The organism is Sphingomonas crocodyli, assembly GCF_004005865.1.
Classification (GTDB): domain Bacteria; phylum Pseudomonadota; class Alphaproteobacteria; order Sphingomonadales; family Sphingomonadaceae; genus Rhizorhabdus; species Rhizorhabdus crocodyli.
This window is the reverse complement of the sequence record NZ_SACN01000001.1, coordinates 2378534-2397594: the sequence shown is the minus strand read 5'-3', so window position 1 is coordinate 2397594 and position 19061 is coordinate 2378534. Positions and strand designations below refer to the sequence as shown.

General features: G+C 65.9%; 17 protein-coding genes. 6 read left to right on the top strand and 11 right to left on the bottom strand.

All coding sequences use genetic code 11. The features are described from left to right. Window positions 1–33 precede the first annotated feature (33 nt). The 4 genes from EOD43_RS11490 (at window position 34) to ftsH (ending at window position 4912) form a co-directional block, all read left to right on the top strand. Complete coding sequence (locus tag EOD43_RS11490; RefSeq protein WP_127743909.1) at window positions 34–981, top strand: helix-turn-helix domain-containing protein; 948 nt, start codon at window positions 34–36, stop codon at window positions 979–981. A 66-nt stretch (window positions 982–1047) separates the two neighbouring features. Further along, window positions 1048–1935, top strand: coding sequence for a tetratricopeptide repeat protein (locus tag EOD43_RS11485; protein WP_127743907.1), 888 nt, complete (start codon window positions 1048–1050; stop codon window positions 1933–1935). Then, window positions 1919–2875: a tRNA lysidine(34) synthetase TilS gene (tilS, locus tag EOD43_RS11480; RefSeq protein ID WP_127743905.1), complete on the top strand. Its 957-nt coding sequence runs from the start codon at window positions 1919–1921 to the stop codon at window positions 2873–2875. The genes EOD43_RS11485 and tilS overlap by 17 nt, the downstream gene beginning before the upstream one ends. 84 nt (window positions 2876–2959) lie before the next feature. Beyond that, window positions 2960–4912, top strand: coding sequence for an ATP-dependent zinc metalloprotease FtsH (gene ftsH, locus EOD43_RS11475; protein WP_127743903.1), 1953 nt, complete (start codon window positions 2960–2962; stop codon window positions 4910–4912). A gap of 388 nt (window positions 4913–5300) precedes the next feature. Here ftsH and EOD43_RS11470 read toward each other — a convergent pair whose 3' ends face one another. The 6 genes from EOD43_RS11470 to EOD43_RS11445 all read right to left on the bottom strand — a co-directional run bounded on the left by EOD43_RS11470 (window position 5301) and on the right by EOD43_RS11445 (window position 10978). Then, window positions 5301–5564, bottom strand: a complete 264-nt coding sequence (locus EOD43_RS11470; RefSeq protein WP_127743901.1) for an ATP synthase F1 subunit epsilon — start codon at window positions 5562–5564, stop codon at window positions 5301–5303. A gap of 162 nt (window positions 5565–5726) precedes the next feature. Further along, entirely contained in the window at window positions 5727–7175 is a 1449-nt protein-coding gene (gene atpD, locus EOD43_RS11465; protein WP_127743899.1) for a F0F1 ATP synthase subunit beta, read from the bottom strand. A gap of 27 nt (window positions 7176–7202) precedes the next feature. Next, entirely contained in the window at window positions 7203–8087 is an 885-nt protein-coding gene (locus tag EOD43_RS11460; protein ID WP_127743897.1) for a F0F1 ATP synthase subunit gamma, read from the bottom strand. 49 nt (window positions 8088–8136) lie between these two features. Next, entirely contained in the window at window positions 8137–9666 is a 1530-nt protein-coding gene (atpA, locus tag EOD43_RS11455) for a F0F1 ATP synthase subunit alpha (protein WP_127743895.1), read from the bottom strand. Between the two features lie 2 nt (window positions 9667–9668). Next, window positions 9669–10223, bottom strand: a complete 555-nt coding sequence (locus EOD43_RS11450) for a F0F1 ATP synthase subunit delta (protein WP_127743893.1) — start codon at window positions 10221–10223, stop codon at window positions 9669–9671. Window positions 10224–10372: 149 nt separating this feature from the next. Beyond that, window positions 10373–10978, bottom strand: coding sequence for a hypothetical protein (locus EOD43_RS11445; protein ID WP_164857200.1), 606 nt, complete (start codon window positions 10976–10978; stop codon window positions 10373–10375). Window positions 10979–11056: 78 nt separating this feature from the next. Here EOD43_RS11445 and EOD43_RS11440 point away from each other — a divergent pair, with 78 nt between their 5' ends. Next, entirely contained in the window at window positions 11057–11584 is a 528-nt protein-coding gene (locus EOD43_RS11440) for a P-loop NTPase family protein (RefSeq protein ID WP_127743889.1), read from the top strand. A 6-nt stretch (window positions 11585–11590) separates the two neighbouring features. Here EOD43_RS11440 and hemA read toward each other — a convergent pair whose 3' ends face one another. From hemA to EOD43_RS11415, 5 genes are all read right to left on the bottom strand, one after another. After that, window positions 11591–12805 carry a 5-aminolevulinate synthase gene (gene hemA / locus EOD43_RS11435; RefSeq protein ID WP_127743887.1) on the bottom strand — a complete coding sequence of 405 codons (1215 nt, stop codon included), beginning with the start codon at window positions 12803–12805 and terminating at the stop codon, window positions 11591–11593. A 101-nt stretch (window positions 12806–12906) separates the two neighbouring features. Then, window positions 12907–13701 (bottom strand): glutamate racemase, encoded by a 795-nt coding sequence (murI, locus tag EOD43_RS11430; RefSeq protein WP_127743885.1) that lies wholly within the window; start codon window positions 13699–13701, stop codon window positions 12907–12909. A 33-nt stretch (window positions 13702–13734) separates the two neighbouring features. Next, on the bottom strand, window positions 13735–15903 hold the full coding sequence (locus tag EOD43_RS11425) for a primosomal protein N' (RefSeq protein WP_127743883.1): 2169 nt from the start codon (window positions 15901–15903) through the stop codon (window positions 13735–13737). Window positions 15904–16089: 186 nt separating this feature from the next. After that, window positions 16090–16752 carry a DUF4136 domain-containing protein gene (locus EOD43_RS11420; RefSeq protein ID WP_127743881.1) on the bottom strand — a complete coding sequence of 221 codons (663 nt, stop codon included), beginning with the start codon at window positions 16750–16752 and terminating at the stop codon, window positions 16090–16092. Window positions 16753–16887: 135 nt separating this feature from the next. Further along, window positions 16888–17352 (bottom strand): winged helix DNA-binding protein, encoded by a 465-nt coding sequence (locus tag EOD43_RS11415; RefSeq protein ID WP_164857199.1) that lies wholly within the window; start codon window positions 17350–17352, stop codon window positions 16888–16890. A gap of 308 nt (window positions 17353–17660) precedes the next feature. On the opposite strand from EOD43_RS11415, the gene EOD43_RS11405 reads away from it, so the two are divergent. Continuing rightward, window positions 17661–19061 (top strand): hypothetical protein, encoded by a 1401-nt coding sequence (locus EOD43_RS11405; protein ID WP_206363520.1) that lies wholly within the window; start codon window positions 17661–17663, stop codon window positions 19059–19061.

Sequence of the window (19061 nt, the reverse complement as noted above, 5' to 3'; positions counted from 1 at the left end):
GGACGTCGCGATTGGCGACGTGAAGGAGTTTCGATGGCGGTCGACGATAAGGACGAAGCGGGATTGTTCGTGCGCCGGGTGGGCGATGAGCTGGCCGCCGCGCGCCGTGCCCAGAAGCTGGAGATCGAAGAGATCGCCACGCGCACCCGTATCCCCGCACGCCATCTGGAGGCGATCGAGCGCAGCGATTTCGCCGCACTGCCCGCCATTCCCTATGCCGCCGGCTTCGTGAAAACCTATGCCAACATGCTGGGGCTGGACGGCAACGCGATGTCGCGTTCGTTCCGCGACGAGGTGGGCGACGTTTCGCGCGATGCCTTCATGCCGCAGGCCTATGAGCCGGTCGATCCGTCGCGCGTGCCGTCCAAGCTGCTGGCGATGATCGCGCTGGGCGTCGCAGTGCTGCTGGGCATGGGCTATCTGCTGCTCCGCTTCGAAGGCGACAGCAGCGATCTGGCGCAGCTGGCCGCCGACACGCCCGAAAACAGCCGTCCCGCACCTGCTGTGCCCGCGCCGCTTTCGCCGGTGCCGACCGCCGTCGCGCCCGCCGTTCCGGCCGAACCCGCGTCGCCGACCGGCCCGATCGGCGTCACCGCGACCGAGGATGTCTGGCTCAAGATGTCCGAACGCACCGGCGGGCCAACTTATTATATGGACGTGATGAAGGCCGGCGAACGTTTCGACCTGCCCGAAACCGCGACCGATCCGATCCTGCGCACTGGCCGTCCCCAGTCGGTCAAGGTGATGATCGGCACCAGCGAATTGCCCGCGATCGGCGAACCCGACCGGCTCGTCCGCGCCTACAGCCTGAAGCGCGATGCCGTGACCGCGATCGCCACCGGCAAGCCGCTGCCCGAGGCGGCTCCGGCGGAACCGGTGGTCGAACAGCCGCGCAGCCCGCGCCGTTTCCGCCGGCCGCGCGCCGACGATAATGCCCCGTCCGACGCGGCGGTGGCTCCGGAAGCCCCGGTCCAGCCTTGATCCCTTCGCCCAACCGGGCGACAAGGCGCACGATCGTTTCACGCGCGTAAAAGGACGTTTTCCGCGATGACCAAGGCGTTTGCCGCCCTTCTGCTCCTCTCCTCGGCCGTGCCGGCACTTGCCGCGCCGCCGCCCGCGACCGTCGAATCCCGTGTCGGCGTGCTCGAAAAGGAAATGCGCGCGGTGCAGCGCAAGGTCTTCCCCGGCGGCGCGCAGCAATATTTCGAACCCGAGATCAAGGCACCCACGACCGCACCCGCGCCGGTCGGCGCCCCTTCCGATGCGCCGATCGCTGATCTGGCGCGCCGGGTCGACGCCCTCGAAAAGTCCTTTTCGGACATGACCGGTCAGATGGAGCAGAACAGCTTCAAGATCCGCCAACTGACCGACGAGGTCGCCAAGCTGAAGGCGCAGATGGCCCCGCCGGCGGTGGCTGCGGCGCCAGCGGCGGGCGGTGCGACCCTGCCTTATGTCGTCCCGCCGGCTGCCAAGGGTGCGACGGGTGGCGCGCCTGCGCCCATCGCTGCGGCCGAAGCGCCTCCCGCGACCGCGCCAAGCGGCGATCCGGGCAAGGACGCCTATATGGCGGGCTATGATCTGTGGACCGCGAAGAAGTTTCCGGAGGCCGCGACCGCACTGAAGGCGATGGCCGCCAAATATCCGAAGAACAAATATGCGAGCTATGCGCGCAACCTCGCCGGCCGTTCGTACCTCGACAACGGCCAGTATAATGAGGCGATCCGCGAGTTCTTCGAGAATACGAAGGACGAAGCGGGCGAACGCGCGCCGCACAGCTACGTCTATATGGCGCAGGCGCTCATGAAGCGTAAGCCGCCGCTGCCCGACAAGGCGTGTCAGGCCTATGAGGTGCTGGCCTCCAAATATCCGGACAAGGTGACCGGCGGCCTCGCCGATCTCGTCGCCAAGGGAAAGGCCGATGCCAAGTGCCAGTAAGGCACGCGGCCTGATCCCCGACACGCTGATCGCCCGGTTCCGGGCGGATGTCGAAGCCCTGTGCGGCGAGGGTTTGTTGGCTCTCGCCGTCTCGGGTGGCCCAGACAGCATGGCGATGCTGCACCTCGCGGTCGCCGCCTTTCCCGGGCGCGTGATCGCCGCGACCGTCGATCATGGCCTGAGGGCTGAGGCGAGGGTCGAAGCGCAACTCGTTGCCACGGCGTGCGAAAGCCTTGGCAATCCCCATGCGACCCTGAACGTCACGGTGGCACCGGGCGCCAGCGTTCAGGCACAGGCGCGCGAGGCCCGCTATGCGGCGCTCAACAATTGGGCGCGGGGGCAGGGGGCGTCGGCGCTCCTCACCGCGCACCATGCCGACGATCAGGCGGAGACTGTGCTGATGCGCCTCGCGCGCGGCAGCGGGCTGGGCGGGCTGTCGGGCATCCGTGCGTCGCGCGATCTGGGCGGCGAGCTGACGCTGATCCGCCCGCTGTTGGGCTGGCGCAGGGCGGAGCTTGCGGCGATCGTCGGGGCCGTTCCGACGGTCGACGATCCCTCCAACCGCGATCCCCGCCACGATCGCACCCGCGCCCGCGCGCTGCTTGCCCATACCGACTGGATCGATCCCGCCCGGATCGCCGCGACCGCGCGCCATCTGGCGGAAAGCGAGGCGGCGCTCGATTGGATCGCGGATGAGGTCATCCGGTCCCGCTGCATCATCGACGATGGCAGGATCGCTGCCGATCTTGCTGGCCTGCCACGCGAAATCATCCGCCGCGTGCTCACAAAATTGATCGCGCATGCCGATTCGCCCGCCGACGGCCCGACGCTCGATCATCTGCTCGATCGCCTCGAAAACGGCCTCTCGAGCAGCGTCGGCGGGCTGATCGTTCACCCCGGCGACCGGATGATCATCCAAAAGGCGCCCGAACGGCACTGAAATCGGTCCGTCCTGTGACCGGGTGCATTGTCATTAACCCTCGAATGCCTATCTTCTACGGGCACGAAAGGCGGACCCCAAAGAATGAGCGACCAGAAAGAGCCCCAGCAGCCGAATCCGTGGATGAAGAGCCTTGCGATCTGGATCGGTATCCTGCTCGCACTCGTCCTCTTCGTCTCGATGTTCGAAAGCTCGTCGCGGCAGGCCGGTGGCGATGCGATCGCCTATTCCGAATTCCTGGCTCGCGTGAACGAAGGCGCGGTGCGTGAAGTCGATATCGGCGACGGGGTCGTCACCGGTAAGTACAATAACGGCACCGCTTTCTCGGCCAATGCGCCGAGCGATCCGATGCTGATCCAGCGTCTGTCCGAAAAGAACGTCACCTTCCGCGCCAAGCCGGAGGAGCAGACGAGCTTCTGGATGATCATGCTCTATCAGTCGCTGCCCTTCCTCCTGATCCTCGGCATCGCCTTCTTCGTGATGCGCCAGATGCAGAAGAATGCGGGTTCGGGCGCGATGGGATTCGGCAAGAGCCGCGCGAAGATGCTGACCGAAAAGCATGGCCGCATCACGTTCGATGACGTGGCGGGCATCGATGAAGCGCGTGAGGAGCTGCAGGAGATCGTCGATTTCCTGAAGGATCCGACCAAGTTCGCGCGTCTGGGCGGCAAGATCCCGAAGGGCGCTCTGCTCGTCGGCTCGCCCGGCACCGGCAAGACCCTGCTCGCCCGCGCGATCGCGGGTGAGGCGAACGTGCCCTTCTTCACGATTTCGGGTTCGGACTTCGTCGAAATGTTCGTCGGCGTCGGCGCGAGCCGCGTGCGCGACATGTTCGAACAGGCGAAGAAGAATGCGCCCTGCATCGTCTTCATCGACGAAATCGACGCGGTCGGCCGCCATCGTGGCGCCGGCCTCGGCAACGGCAATGACGAGCGCGAGCAGACGCTGAACCAGCTTCTGGTCGAAATGGACGGCTTCGAAGCGAACGAGGGCATCATCATCGTCGCGGCGACCAACCGCCCCGACGTGCTCGATCCCGCGCTGCTGCGTCCGGGCCGCTTCGATCGCCAGGTCGTCGTCCCGCGCCCGGATATCGAAGGCCGCGAGAAGATTCTCGCCGTCCACATGAAGAAGCTGCCGTTGGCGCCCGACGTCAATGCGCGCACGATCGCGCGCGGCACGCCGGGATTCTCGGGCGCCGACCTCGCCAACCTCGCCAACGAAGCCGCCCTCCTTGCCGCGCGCAAGGGCAAGCGCCTCGTCGCGATGAAGGAGTTCGAGGAAGCTAAGGACAAGGTCATGATGGGCGCCGAGCGCAAATCGATGGTCATGACCGAGGATGAGAAGAAGGCGACCGCCTATCACGAGGCCGGCCACGCGCTCGTCTCGCTCCACGTTCCGGGCTGCGATCCGCTCCACAAGGTCACGATCATCCCGCGCGGCCGCGCGCTGGGCGTCACCTGGAACCTGCCCGAGCGCGATCGTTATTCGATGACGATGAAGCAGATGAAGGCGCGCCTCGCGCTCTGCTTCGGCGGCCGTATCGCCGAACAGATCATCTACGGCGCGGACGAACTGAACACCGGCGCTTCCAACGACATCCAGCAGGCCACCGACATGGCCCGTTCGATGGTGATGGAATATGGCATGTCCGAAAAGCTGGGCTGGCTGCGCTATCGCGACAATCAGGACGAGGTGTTCCTCGGCCACTCGGTCGCGCGCAACCAGAGCGTTTCGGAAGAAACCGCCCGCCTGATCGACCAGGAGGTCCGCCGCCTCGTCGAGGAAGGCGAGCATGTCGCCCGCACGGTGCTGACCGAGCATCTCGACGAACTGCACCGTCTGGGCAGCGCGCTGCTCGAATATGAGACTTTGTCGGGCGAGGAAGCCAAGCGCGTCATCAAGGGCGAGGATATCGGCCGCGACGACAGCGCCCACCGCCAGCCGGTCGCGCTGAGCGGCGGCGGCTCCTCGATCCCCAAGAGCAAGCGCCCCGGCGGCGGCAACTGGGGCGAAGCGGCACCGCAAGGCGCCTGATCGCTCCAGCGACGTTATGAACGAGGGGAGGGCGGCGACGTCCTCCCCTTTTTCTTATCGCCGTCATCCCGGCGGAGGCCGGGATCGCAGCGGGCTCTCGCCGCCAACTCATCCCCCCATCTTCTGAGATCCCGGCCTCCGCCGGGATGATGGGTGACGCTACCTCCCCACTCGTCATTGCGAGGAGCCGCAGGCGACGCGGCAATCCAGGCCCGCACTTGAGACAGGTCGCGACCATCTTAAGTGCGGGTCTGGATTGCTTCGCTACGCTCGCAATGACGAGTGAGGAGGAGAGGGCGGCCTGACCCCATACGAAAACGGCGCCCCGTTAGGGACGCCGTTATCTGTCTCTCGAAGGAGCGGGAAGGCCCAGCCTCCCCGAAGCGCGTTACGCTTCGGTCGCCTGTTCGGCGAGAACGGTCAGGCCCTTCTCGTTCACCTCGGCGAAGCCACCCTCGACGTGAATACGCGAGACGACCGTGGTCGGGTTCGAATAGATCGAAAGCTCGCCCGAGCGGACCACCGACATGAACGGGGCATGCCCCGCGAGCACGCCGAAATCGCCCTCGGTGCCGGGAACCACCACCATATAGACTTCCTCCGAACGGAGGAGCTTTTCCGGGGTGACGAGTTCGAAGTGCAGGTCTGCCATTCAAAATCTCCCCCCTCCCTTCAAGGGAGGGGCAGGGGTGGGTGGCGAAGCCAGAGGCTCGATGCCTCTGGCGTAGCCTTGCGGGAGCAGGTTGGAAGCTCGCGACTTCGTCGCTCGCACCCACCCCCAACCCCTCCCTTGCAGGGAGGGGCGTAGTTCGGTTTACGCCGCTTCGGCGGCCAGCTTCTTGGCCTTCTCGACGGCTTCGTCGATGCCGCCGACCATGTAGAAGGCGGCTTCGGGCAGGTGGTCATATTCGCCGTCGACGACGGCCTTGAACGACTTCACCGTGTCCTCGATCGCGACGAACTTGCCGCTGATGCCGGTGAAGACTTCGGCGACGTGGAACGGCTGCGACAGGAAGCGCTGGATCTTGCGGGCGCGCTGGACGGTGAGCTTATCTTCTTCCGAAAGCTCGTCCATGCCCAGGATCGCGATGATGTCCTGCAGCGACTTGTACTTCTGCAGGATCGCCTGGACGGCGCGCGCAGTGTCGTAATGCTCCTGGCCGACGATGCGCGGCTCCAGCACGCGCGAGGTCGAGTCGAGCGGGTCGACCGCCGGGTAGATGCCCAGTTCCGAAATCGCACGGTTCAACACGGTCGTCGCGTCGAGGTGAGCGAACGAGGTGGCCGGCGCCGGATCGGTAAGATCGTCCGCGGGAACGTACACGGCCTGAACCGAGGTGATCGAACCCTTGTTGGTCGAGGTGATGCGTTCCTGCAGCGCGCCCATGTCGGTCGACAGGGTCGGCTGATAGCCCACGGCCGACGGGATGCGGCCCAGCAGCGCCGACACTTCGGCGCCCGCTTGGGTGAAGCGGAAGATGTTGTCGACGAAGAACAGCACGTCCTGGCCTTCGACGTCGCGGAAATATTCGGCGATCGTCAGGCCCGAGAGAGCGACGCGCGCACGGGCGCCCGGCGGCTCGTTCATCTGGCCATAAACCAGCGCCACCTTCGAACCGTCGGTGATCGCGTTGCCGTCGGCGTCCTTGGCGATAACGCCGGCGTCGAGGAACTCGTGGTAGAGATCGTTGCCCTCACGGGTACGCTCGCCGACGCCCGCGAACACCGAGGTGCCGCCGTGGCCCTTGGCGATGTTGTTGATCAGTTCCTGGATGAGCACGGTCTTGCCCACGCCCGCGCCGCCGAACAGGCCGATCTTGCCGCCCTTCGCGTAAGGGGCGAGAAGGTCGATGACCTTGATGCCGGTGGCCAGAATGCTGGTCTCGGTCGACTGATCGATGAACAGCGGGGCTTCGGCGTGGATCGGGGCGGTCAGGTCGGTGTCGACCGGGCCACGCTCGTCGATCGGCTCGCCGACGACGTTCAGGATGCGGCCGAGCGTCTTCGGGCCGACGGGGACGCGGATCTGCGAACCGGTGTCGGTGACTTCCTGGCCGCGGGTCAGGCCCTCGGTCGAGTCCATCGCGATCGTGCGGACCGTGTTCTCACCGAGGTGCTGCGCAACCTCGAGGACCAGGCGGTTGCCGTTGTTGGTCGTTTCCAGCGCCGAAAGGATCGCGGGCAGGCTGGTTTCGAAGGTCACGTCGACGACGGCGCCGATGACCTGCGACACGCGGCCGACATTGTTGGTGGTGGTAGCCATAGGTTTCTTCCTTGCCTGCCTGTGTCTTTAGAGCGCTTCGGCGCCCGAGATGATTTCAACGAGTTCGGTGGTGATCGCGGCCTGACGGGCGCGGTTATACTGGATGCTGAGCCGCTTGATCATGTCGCCCGCATTGCGCGTCGCATTGTCCATCGCGGTCATGCGGCTGCCCTGTTCGGACGCTGCATTTTCCAGCATCGCACGGAACAGCTGCACCGCGACGTTGCGGGGGAGGAGTTCGGCCAGGATCTCGTCCTCGTCGGGCTCATATTCCACCGCCGCCGAAACGCCGGCATTGCTGTCCGTGTCGTTCGCGGCCAGCGGCACCGGGATGATCTGCAGCTCGGTCGGCTCCTGCAGCAGCGCCGACTTGAACTTGGCGAAGAACAGGTGCGCCACGTCATATTCGCCGCCATTGTAGCGGGCGATCAGATCATCTGCCACTTCGTGCGCATCGCCGAAGGCGACGTTCTTGATGTGGCTCTGGTCGACCTGGTGGACGATCTTGCCCGGATAGAGGCGCGCGATCACCGGACGGCCCTTCTTGCCGATCAGGTAGAACTTCACCGTCTTGCCCTGGGCGATCAGCTCGTCGGCCTTCTTGCGGGCGGCGCGGACGATGTTGGTGTTGAACGCACCGGCAAGGCCGCGCTCCGACGTCGCGACCACCAGCAGGTGGCACTGATCGTTGCCCGTGCCGGCCAGCAGCTTGGGCGAGTTCGGGCCGATCGTCACCTTGGAGGCAAGGCTGGCCATCACCGCGTTCAGCCGCTCGGCGTAAGGACGCCCGGCCTCGGCGGCCATCTGCGCGCGACGCAGCTTGGCCGCGGCGACCATCTTCATCGCCTTGGTGATCTTCTGGGTCGACTTCACCGAAGTGATGCGGACCTTGAGGCTCTTCAGACTGGGCATCTGCTTCCCTTATGGTCGCCCCCGCGCGGACGCGGAGGCGGCATCATGTTCAGGCGAACGTCTTGACGAAGGCTTCGAGGGCCGACTTCAGGCCCGCGGTGCTCTCCGCCGACAGATCCTTGCTGTCGCGGATCGCGGTCAGGATGTCGGCATGCTTGGAGCGCAGTTCCGCGAGGAAAGCGGCTTCGAAGCGCGTGACCGAAGCGACCGGGAAGGCATCGATATAGCCGTTCACGCCCGCAAAGATCGATGCAACCTGCTCCTCGAAGGGCAGGGGGGCGAACTGCGGCTGCTTGAGCAGCTCGGTCAGGCGCGCGCCGCGGTTCAGCAGCTTCTGCGTCGACGCGTCGAGGTCCGAACCGAACTGCGCGAAGGCGGCCATTTCGCGATACTGGGCGAGGTCCAGCTTGATCGAGCCGGCGACCTTCTTCATCGCCTTGGTCTGCGCGGCCGAACCGACGCGGCTGACCGAGAGACCGACGTTGATCGCGGGGCGGATGCCGGCGTTGAACAGGTCGGTTTCAAGGAAGATCTGGCCGTCGGTGATCGAAATCACGTTGGTCGGGATGTAGGCCGAAACGTCGCCCGCCTGGGTTTCGATGATCGGCAGCGCCGTCAGCGAACCGTTGCCGTTCGCGTCGTTCATCTTCGCGGCGCGCTCGAGCAGGCGGCTGTGGAGATAGAAGACGTCGCCCGGATAGGCTTCGCGGCCCGGCGGACGGCGCAGCAGCAGCGACATCTGACGATAGGCGACCGCCTGCTTCGACAGATCGTCATACACGATCAGGCCGTGCATGCCGTTGTCGCGGAAATATTCGCCCATCGCGCAGCCGGTGTAGGGTGCGAGGAACTGAAGCGGGGCGGGGTCCGACGCGGTGGCGGCGACGACGATGGAATATTCCATCGCGCCATTTTCTTCCAGCGTGCGAACGAGCTGCGCGACGGTCGAACGCTTCTGACCGACGGCGACGTAGATGCAGTACAGCTTCTTCGATTCGTCGGTGCCGGCGTTGGCGCCCTTCTGGTTGATGAAGGCATCGATCGCGACGGCCGACTTGCCGGTCTGACGGTCGCCGATGATCAGCTCGCGCTGGCCGCGGCCAACGGGGACGAGCGCGTCGAGCGCCTTGATGCCGGTCTGCACCGGCTCGTGCACCGACTTGCGCGGGATGATGCCGGGGGCCTTCACCTCGACGCGGCTGCGCTGATCGCTGACGATCGGGCCCTTGCCGTCGATCGGGTTGCCCAGGCCGTCCACGACGCGGCCCAGCAGGCCCTTGCCGACGGGAACGTCGACGATGGTGCCGGTGCGCTTGACGGTGTCGCCTTCCTTGATCTCGGCGTCGGTGCCGAAGATCACGACGCCGACATTGTCGGCTTCCAGGTTCAGGGCCATGCCCTTGATGCCGTTGGCGAACTCGACCATTTCGCCGGCCTGGACGTTGTCGAGGCCGTGGATGCGGGCGATGCCGTCACCGACCGACAGCACCTGGCCGACTTCGGAGACCTGCGCTTCGGCACCGAAGCTGGCGATCTGGTCGCGGATGACCTTGGAGATTTCTGCGGCGCGGATGTCCATGTTCAGCCTTTCATCGCAATCGCGAGGGTGTTCAATTTGGTGCGGATCGAGCCGTCGATCTGCTTGGAGCCGATCTTGACGATCAGCCCGCCGAGGATCGCGGGATCGACCGTCAGGTCGACCGCCACGTCGCGGCCCAGCTGGCTCTTGAGCTTCGCCTTCAGCGCTTCGACCTGATCGGCCTCAAGCGGGTGGGCGGAGGTGACTTCGGCGGTGGTTTCGCCGCGATGGCGCGCCGCGAGCTGTGCGAAGGCGCGGATCACCGGGCCGAGCTGGCTCAGGCGACGGTTCTGCGCAAGCACGCCGAGAAACTTGGTGGTTACGGAATCGAGCTTCAGGCTGGCGGCTACTGCGGCCACCGCCTTCACGGCTTCCTCGCGACCGACCAGCGGGCTGGTGGTCAGGCGACGAAAATCGTCCGATTCGGTGAGCGCGGCCTTCAGGCCAGCAAGGCTCTTGGAGACGGCGTCGATCGCCTTCTCGTCGCGGGCCAGCTCGAACAATGCGGTCGCATAACGTCCGCTGAGGCTAGCCTGAATACCGCCGGAATTCTCCACGCGCGTTCAATCCCCCGATTGGATTTCGGTCCCATGCGGAAAAGGGGGCGCCCTGTAGGCGTCCCCGCATGTTGGCCGGCCGGTTAGCAGGGGGGGGCACGCGATGCAACCCGGTTGGAAGTGCTGTTTCGGAACGCTTCCGAAAGAGCCTAAGCGTCGTCGTTTAAAAGATCGAACAAAGACGATGTCGACGTGTTCGTCGCGGTTGCGACAAAGGCCGCCGCCTGGCTGCGCGTCTGCGCATTCCAGCCGCGCGCTTCGCGTTCTTCGACGCTCATCGAATCATAGTCGCTGATCAGCAGCTGGTTGTAGTTGGCGAGACTCGTCAGCGATGCCGATCCGCCGATCGTGCTCATCACATCGTCGCGCATGCGCTGATTGAGTTCTTTTTTCGCAGCCGCCTGCTCGCCCGCGCTGAACTGGTCGCTCTTGTCGAGAATCATCGCCGACAGCGCCCGGCCCGACAATTCGGACAGGTCCACGCTCTTGCCCGCCTTCTTCGCGGCATCCAGCGTGGCGCGGGTTTCCTTGCCGACGGTCGCAAAATCCTTGGCATTGTCGGCGACGTCAGCCGCCTTTGCTTTCGCGGTGGCGGAGATGGTGACGCCGTTCGACGACGTCGCGGCGGTCGTGCTGGTGGCTTTGCCGGTCGCGCCATAGGTCAGCGCCGAAACGCCATCGGTCGCGCTGCTGCCCGAAGATTGGCCGAGCAGGGTGGCGAGGCTGGTCGAAAGTCCCGAAAGCGAAACGGTCATGGCGCGATCATCCACATGGGTCATATCGCTGGTGCCGGAATATGGTTAACGCGACGTTGCTATCGGGGAGGCGGATGGATGCGACTGGAAAATCTGGGCGATCGCATCTGCATCCTGGGCCCGTCGAACAGTGGCAAATCGACGCTCGCGGTGGCGATCGCGCGCAGGCGCGGGCTGGACGCCGTCCATCTCGATCAATTGCATCATTTGCCGGGGACCGATTGGGTTCCGCGCGCGCCGGAGGATTTTACCGCGCTCCATGATGCGGCGATCCTGGGCGATCGCTGGGTGATCGACGGCAATTATACCCGCCTGATGCCGCAACGCTTCGCCCGCGCGACGGGTGTGATCCTGCTCGATGCGCCGACGGGGATCAGCCTGTGGCGCTATGTTCGCCGGGCATTGTTTGAAACCAACCGTGTCGGCAATCTCGAAGGCGGGCAGGACAGCGTCAAATGGGCGATGCTGCACCACATTGCGGTGCGCACGCGCGATAACCGCAGGCGCTATGCCGCGATGCTCGATGGGCTGGATTTGCCGCAGATCAGGCTGACGTCGTCACGCCTGATAGACAACTTCTATCAACGCGAAGGATTAGCGCGCTGACGGCTATCAAGCCGCCAGTTTCATCTCCATGCGGCCCCAGATCTCGACGAGCGCGTCGGTCAGTTCGCGCATCATCTCTTCGCTGTGTGCGGGGCCGGGGGTGAAACGCAGGCGTTCGGTGCCGCGCGGCACGGTCGGGAAGTTGATCGGCTGAACGTACACGCCGTACTCGGCGAGCAGGATATCCGACACCTTCTTGGCCTTCACCGGATCGCCCACCATCAGCGGGACGATATGGGTCACGGTGTCCATCACCGGCAAGCCCGCTTCGGCGAACATGCGCTTCAGCGTCGCGGCGGCGGCCTGCTGGCCCTCGCGCTCGACCGAGGAGGATTTGAGGTGACGCACACTCGCCAGCGTGCCGGCGACCAGCACCGGCGACAGCGAGGTCGTGAAGATGAAGCCGGGCGCATAGCTGCGGATCACGTCGATGATCACCTGATCGGCGGCGATATAGCCGCCCATCACGCCGAACGCCTTGCCCAGCGTCCCTTCGATCACGGTGATGCGATCGGCCGCCGCGTCGCGATCCGAAATGCCGCCACCGCGCGGGCCGTACATGCCGACCGCGTGAACCTCGTCCAGATAGGTCAGCGCATTATACTTGTCGGCCAGGTCGCAGATCGCGTGAAGCGGGGCGACGTCGCCGTCCATCGAATAGACGCTTTCGAACGCGATCAGCTTGGGCGCTTCGGGATCTTCGGCGGCCAGCAATTCCTCGAGATGGGCGAGGTCGTTGTGGCGCCACACGCGCTTTTCGCAGCCCGAATTGCGGATGCCCGCAATCATCGATGCGTGGTTCAGCTCGTCCGAGAAGATGATGCAGCCGGGCAGAACCTTGGCGAGCGTCGAGAGCGTCGCTTCGTTCGAGACATAGCCCGAGGTGAAGAGGAGCGCGCCTTCCTTGCCGTGCAGGTCGGCCAGTTCGGCCTCCAGATCGACATGGTAGTGCGTGTTGCCGCCGATGTTGCGCGTGCCGCCCGAACCGGCGCCGACGTCGTGGAGGGCTTCCTCCATCGCCGCGATCACCTTGGGGTGCTGGCCCATCGCCAGATAATCGTTCGAACACCAGACGGTGACGGGCTTCGGGCCGTTATGGCCGGCGAAGCAGCGCGCATTGGGGAACATGCCCTTGTTGCGCAGGATGTCGATGAAGACCCGGTAGCGGCCCTCGGCATGAAGCCGATCGATCGCCTGAGTGAATACGCGCTGGTAGTCCAAACTCGGTGCTCCCGCCCCGGCCCGTTCCCCTCCAACGGGCTGAATCTTGGCCGCTCTTTAGTGCCTTGAAGGCCCGAATGCCAGTGCGAACGATTCGCGATTCATAAGGTTGCGACCGACGGAAGCCCGCGTCGTGCCAATTCGTCCACGAATGCATCCGGAAGGTCGACCGGCGCCGTAAATATTGCCTGCCCGATCGGATGGGCCGGCCATTCCTGCCCCTGCGTCAGATAAGCGACGCGCCGCGCAATGCCGGGGCCGCCGTCGACGAAGGCGATCGGATGCGGCGCGGCGGCGGCCAGTTCGTCGGCGACCAGCGGGAAATGGGTGCAGGCGAGGACGGCGATGTCCATCCGCTCGCCGCCCGCCTGATCGGTCAGGCCCGCGAGGACCGCGCGATATTCTTCACGGTCGGTCGCTTCGCCGCGCAATTTGGCCTCGGCCAGTTCGACGAGCCGCGCGGAGCCGTGGCGCAGCACGGTGCAATCGGCGGCGAAGCGCGCGGATAGGTCATCGACATAAGGCTGTCGCACGGTCGCGTCGGTGCCCAGCACGCCGATGACGCGGTTCTTCGATTGCTCGGCCGCCGGCTTGATCGCGGGCACGGTGCCCACCACCGGCAGGTCCAGCGCCGCGCGCACCGCCGCCAGCGCGATCGTCGACGCGGTGTTGCATGCGATGACGACCAGGCGCGGGCGATAACGCTCGACCAGCCGCCCGAGCAGCGCAGGCACGCGCGCGGCAATCTCCGCCTCGGTCTTGGTCCCGTAGGGGAAGCCGCCATTATCGGCGACATAGACATAGGATGCCTGCGGAAGCAGTTCGCGCGTGGGGCCAAGCACCGAAAGGCCGCCCACACCGGAATCGAACATCAATATCGGGCGATCGTCGGCCATCAGCGTCGATCTAGTGAGCGCAAGGCGTGCTGCCTAGAGGAAGCTATAGGGATCGACATCGACCGCGACGCGCACGCTCCTCGGCCATTCGAGCGCGCCGAGCCATTCGCGCATCACATCCTGCACATCGAGCGAGCGGCGCGCGTGGACGAGCAGCCGTTGTCGATGCCGCCCGCGCAGCATGGCGAGCGGGGCGGGGGCGGGACCGAAGACGTGCATCCCCTCCACGCGCGGCGCGCTGCGCCCGATCAGCCGCGCCGTGGATGTCGCGTCGTCCAGCTTCTCGGACGACACGATGATCGCGGCGAAGCGGCCGAAGGGCGGGGCATCGGCCATGCGCCGCGCCTCGGTCTCCGCCTCGTAGAAGCTGGCGACATCGCCCGACAGCAATGCCTGGATCACCGGAGCGCCCGGCGAATGGGTCTGGATATAGACGGTGCCCGGCTTCTCACCGCGCCCCGCGCGGCCAGCCACCTGCGCGATCTGCTGGAAACTGCGTTCCGCCGCGCGCAGGTCACCGCCCGACAGGCCCAGATCGGCGTCGATCACGCCGACCAAAGTCAGCTCGGGAAAATGATAGCCCTTGGTCACAAGCTGCGTGCCGACCACGACGTCCACATCGCCCGCCTCCATCCGCTCGACGAACTCGGCGGCGCGGGCGGGGGTGTTGAGCGTGTCCGACGTCGCGATCACGACGCGCGCCTCCGGGAAGATCGCGGCCACCTCGTCCGCGATCCGCTCGACTCCGGGTCCGCAGGCGACCAGCGCATCCTCCTCCTTGCACTCGGGGCAGGCGCGGGGCGGGGGCATCGAATGGCCGCAATGGTGGCATTGGAGCCGCTGAAGCAGCCGATGCTCGACCATCCACGCGGTGCAGTTCGGGCATTGGAAGCGGTGCCCGCACGCCCGGCACAGGGTCAGCGGCGCATAGCCGCGCCGGTTGAGGAACAGCAGGCTCTGTTCCTTGCGCTCGATCCGTTCCTCCATCGCCTTGACCAGCGACGGCGCGATCCAGCGGCCGCGCGGCGGCGGCTCCTGCAGCAGATCGATTGCGACGATCTCGGGCATCTCGGCCGCGCCGTGGCGCGCGGTGAGCTTCAATTCGGTATAGCGCCCGATCGCCGCCTGCTGCCGCGTTTCGATCGCGGGCGTGGCGGAGGCGAGGACGATCGGTATCCCCTCCAGCTTCGCACGCATCACCGCGACATCGCGGGCGTGGTAGAGGACGCCATCCTCCTGCTTGAAGCTGGTCTCATGCGCCTCGTCGACGATGATGAGGCCGAGATTCGCATAAGGCAGGAACAGCGCCGATCGCGCGCCGACCACCACCTTGGCATCGCCGATCGCCAGCCCACGCCATGCGCGCCGGCGTTGCGACTGACGCAACTCGCTGTGCCACGCGACCGGCAAATGGCCGAAGCGCGCCTCGAACCGTTTGAGGAAAGGTTCGGTCAGCGCGATTTCGGGGAGGAGGACCAGCACCTGTTGGTCCTGCCGCAGCGCCTCGGCGATCGCCTCGAAATAGACTTCGGTCTTGCCCGATCCGGTGACGCCGTCGAGCAGGAAGGGGTGGAATTCGCGCGCCTTCACGGCGTCGGCGAGCATGCCCGCCGCAAGCTGCTGCTCGTCCGACAAATCGGGCGGCGCATGATCGGGATCGGGCGAGGTCCAGGGCGTGTCGATCGACACCGTCACCGCCTCGATCGCGCCGGTCTTCACGAGGCCGCGAATGACGGCTTCGGAGACATCGGCGATCGTCGCGAGTTCGCGGATCAGCCCCTGCCGCTGGCCGATCCGCTCCAGCGCCTGTTCGCGCTGCGGGGTCATCCGGTCGGGCGCGATGCCGCTCACGCGATATTCGGTGATCGTCCGTGACCCATCGAGCGCGCTGGAGGAGGGGAGGGCCATGCGCAGCACGGCGGCCGGCGGCGCCAAGTAATAATCGGAGGTCCACTCGATCAGGCGGCGCAGCGGCGCCTGGATCGGCGGCGCATCATAGACGCTCAGCAGCGGGCGCAGGCGATTGTCGCCGACCTGATCGGCGGACGGAAGGCTTTCCTCCTCCCACACCACACCCACCATCTGCCGCGGGCCGAGCGGGGCGAGCACGATGCTCCCCGGCTCGACCGCATGTTCGCGATCGGCACGATAATCGAGCGGCCCGAGAGCCGGGTTGAGGAGAAGCACATGCGCGCGCGGCATGGGGGCTACTTAGGGTGGGGTGAGGGCGCTGGCAATTTGCCCAATCCTCGTCCCCATTTTCGTCATTGCGAGGAGCCGAAGGCGACGCGGCAATCCAGGCCCGCACTCTAGATGGTTTCGAACCTCTTCCGGTCCGGGCCTGGATTGCTTCGCTATGCTCGCAATGACGAGGAGGGGGAGAGCCGCTTACTTCTTGTCCGGCGCGATCGTGATGCGCACCTCTTCGCCCGACTGGCCGGGGAAGTTGGTGAACAAAGCTTCGATCAGGTTCGGCACCAGCTTGGTCAGCGCATCGTCGAGCGAGCGGGCCTTGGCCTTGCCTTCGAACAGATGCTGCTTGTCGACCGAGCGTTCGATCGTGAGGTTCACGTAGCTCGTATAGACCGTGTAGGTATCGATCCGGTTGTCGAAGAAGGGATCGTACCACAGCGGATCCCAGCCGTAGTAGAAGGCCGATCCGTAACCCCAGCGGCGGCCATAGGGGCCGAAGCCCGGACCGAAGCCGCCGCCATAGGGGCCGAAGCCGCCGCCACCGCGCGACACAGTCTTCTGCACGCCATGATCGATGCCATAATCGAGCTGGACGACCAGCTGCGGCTTGTCCCCGCCTTCGACCGGGCGATAGCCATAGGCCGCGAGGCGCTGGCTCACCTGCTGCGCATATTGGCGGAATTCGAGGCCGCCTTCGTTGCGCGGATCGACGGGAACGATTGCGAAGCTCTGGCCTTCGGGAACGGGCAGCGCCTGGAAACGCGACACATTGGCCTTGAACGGCTGCGCGCAGCCGCCAAGGGTCGCGAGGGCCAGAGGGAGCGCCACGGCGGCGATTAAGCGGGTCGGGAACGGCATGGGGAGCGCCTTCGATAGAGTCTCGTTGCGTCATAGCCGGGATCGGCACGCATCGGAAACGATCGTTGCACTTTCCCGGCTGAACAAGGCTTTAACGTTTGAAACCGGGCGCTGGTTGCGACGCCAGTGACGCGATCAGTGACGCGCGGGTTCCGGATCGGGCGCAGGGTTGGAAAACAGGCGCGGCAAATGCTCGGCCATCGTGCGATAGCCGGCGACGGTCAGCAGCACATGGGTGCGCCGCCCGTCGTCGGGATCGCGCCGCCGGCCGATCATGCCGCATTTCTCCAGCGCCTCGATCCGGCGCAGCACCGCGGTGCTCGATTCGTCGAGCATGGCACGGATCTGCTTCACGCACTGGATGCGCCCGTTCAGAAGCGCATCGAGGCAGGCGAGCAATATAACCCAATTGGCATTGCCGAAGATCGGGCGCGGAAATTCGCGCGTGAACTCGGCATGCAGCTTCAACGCATGCCGCGTGAAGCCGCGCAGCAGGTTCCGCTCGGCAAGTTCGCTGTCACGTCGCGCCTGTGGAAGTGATCCAAGTAAAGACTTGGCATCGAGATCATGAAGATCGAACTGACCATGTGAAATTAACATGGATTTATTTTGAACTGGATCACGATGGGTCAGCACCTTAGCCTCCCGTCCTGCGGGACTGGAAATATATATTTGGAGCCGTCCTGCGTGCGGCGCCGACTCTGATTGGCCGGATAACCCGTGTAATTCTTTGCCGTTCCGGGCAAAAAACCATTACGCAAAACCCCTTATCAGACAATCGCGTCCGAAATCGGAGTTAAAGGAACGTCGCTTTCATCCGAAAATTACTTGGTGGTCAATCGGTGGAGGTAGCGATGTTTCAAGGTGCGCGTAAATTGACATCTCTGTTCATGGCGACGGCTGCAATAATGGCCCTGTCGGGCTGCGAGAGCAGCGGCGGCCTTCGAATGGCCGGGGTCGGCGCAGGCGCCGGCGCGGGAACAGGCGATGGCAGCGGTTCGACGCCCGTCGACGATGGCAGCGGCTCGGGCAGCGGCAATGGCTCCGGCAACGGATCGGGCGGCGGCTCCGGTGGAGACGGCTCGGGCGGTGGCGGCACCGGAGGCGGCGGCAGCGGCGGTGGTGGAACCGGCGGCGGTGGCACCGGTGGCGGCGGTAATGGCGGCGGAACCGGTGATGGCGGCGGCCAGGGCGGCCTGTCGCTCGCGAACCTGCCCGTTCCCGGCCTGATCGGACCGGGGGGCGTGGCCGATACCGGCCTGCTTCCGAACGTCGGCAGTCCTTCCAATCCGGGGCCGCTCGGCCCGGTCCTCGTCCAGGCGGGCAATGCCGTGCTGGGCGTCGAAAGCCAGACGCCGACGCTGGTTCAGGCGGTCGACAATGCGGTGCCGGGATCGGTGCCGATCCTGGGTACCGTCGCGCAGGTGCTGGAATCGACCGGCCAGGCGCTCGTCGATACCGGCAATGGCCAGCAATATCTGGTCGACGGGCTGACCGCCGCGGTTGGGCAGGCGGTGTCGCTCAACGTACTGGGCAAGGATATCCTGCCGGCGGGCGCGAACCCGCTGGTCGGCGTCAGCCTCGCCTCGGCGACGCAGAATGCGGGCACGCTTGCGACGGTGGGCGTCGATGCGGCCGGCAATCTGGTCAATGCGGTCGTGACCCCGCTCGGCGCGGGTAATGGTGCGGTCGGCGGGGCGCTGCCCGGCACGCTCGCACCCGTCACCAACGGCCTCGGTCAGGTCGCTGGCGTGTCGGCGGGCACCACGCAGGTGCTCGGCACAGCGGGCGTGACTCCCGCAGTCGGCGTGAGCGTGCTGTCGCCGACGCAGACGGTGGGCAGCGTCGCGAGTGTCGGTGTCGGCACCGGCGGCAATGTGGTGACCGCAGCGGTCGGGCCGATCGCCGGAGCATCGGCCGGCGCCGCTGTTCCCGCGGGCGCGATCGTCGCCCCGGTCCAGCAGGTCGTTCAGACGGTGACGGGCGCGCTGCCTTCGGGCGCGATCCCGACCAACGGGCTGGCGACCGTGCAGGTCGGCAACGCGACCTTGCTCGACGGTGGTGCGAACCCGGCGATCGGCGCGAGCGTGCTGTCGCCGACGCAGGCGACCGGATCGGCGCTGACGGCGGGTGTCGCCTCGGCGGGCAATCTCGTCACCGGCACCGTCGGCAACGTGCTGGGCGCGGTGCAGGGCACGGTTACGGCCGTGGCTGCGCCCGTCACCAATGCGGCATCGCCCGCCGGCGTCGGGGCCGTACCTGTCCAAGGGCTCGTTCAGGGCCTTCTCGGCCGCCGCGGCGGTCGATGA

What these genes read in the sequence shown, in the direction of transcription:
- EOD43_RS11485 (WP_127743907.1), top strand. Translation starts at nt 1,048, where the DNA reads ATGACCAAGGCGTTTGCCGCCCTTCTGCTCCTCTCCTCGGCCGTGCCG.
- murI (WP_127743885.1), bottom strand. Translation starts at nt 13,701, where the DNA reads ATGGCCGACGATCGCCCGATATTGATGTTCGATTCCGGTGTGGGCGGC.
- EOD43_RS11460 (WP_127743897.1), bottom strand. Translation starts at nt 8,087, where the DNA reads ATGCCCAGTCTGAAGAGCCTCAAGGTCCGCATCACTTCGGTGAAGTCG.
- EOD43_RS11415 (WP_164857199.1), bottom strand. Translation starts at nt 17,352, where the DNA reads ATGTTAATTTCACATGGTCAGTTCGATCTTCATGATCTCGATGCCAAG.
- EOD43_RS11490 (WP_127743909.1), top strand. Translation starts at nt 34, where the DNA reads ATGGCGGTCGACGATAAGGACGAAGCGGGATTGTTCGTGCGCCGGGTG.
- tilS (WP_127743905.1), top strand. Translation starts at nt 1,919, where the DNA reads ATGCCAAGTGCCAGTAAGGCACGCGGCCTGATCCCCGACACGCTGATC.
- atpD (WP_127743899.1), bottom strand. Translation starts at nt 7,175, where the DNA reads ATGGCTACCACCACCAACAATGTCGGCCGCGTGTCGCAGGTCATCGGC.
- EOD43_RS11470 (WP_127743901.1), bottom strand. Translation starts at nt 5,564, where the DNA reads ATGGCAGACCTGCACTTCGAACTCGTCACCCCGGAAAAGCTCCTCCGT.
- ftsH (WP_127743903.1), top strand. Translation starts at nt 2,960, where the DNA reads ATGAGCGACCAGAAAGAGCCCCAGCAGCCGAATCCGTGGATGAAGAGC.
- atpA (WP_127743895.1), bottom strand. Translation starts at nt 9,666, where the DNA reads ATGGACATCCGCGCCGCAGAAATCTCCAAGGTCATCCGCGACCAGATC.
- EOD43_RS11420 (WP_127743881.1), bottom strand. Translation starts at nt 16,752, where the DNA reads ATGCCGTTCCCGACCCGCTTAATCGCCGCCGTGGCGCTCCCTCTGGCC.
- EOD43_RS11445 (WP_164857200.1), bottom strand. Translation starts at nt 10,978, where the DNA reads ATGACCGTTTCGCTTTCGGGACTTTCGACCAGCCTCGCCACCCTGCTC.
- EOD43_RS11425 (WP_127743883.1), bottom strand. Translation starts at nt 15,903, where the DNA reads ATGCCGCGCGCGCATGTGCTTCTCCTCAACCCGGCTCTCGGGCCGCTC.
- EOD43_RS11440 (WP_127743889.1), top strand. Translation starts at nt 11,057, where the DNA reads ATGCGACTGGAAAATCTGGGCGATCGCATCTGCATCCTGGGCCCGTCG.
- EOD43_RS11405 (WP_206363520.1), top strand. Translation starts at nt 17,661, where the DNA reads ATGGCCCTGTCGGGCTGCGAGAGCAGCGGCGGCCTTCGAATGGCCGGG.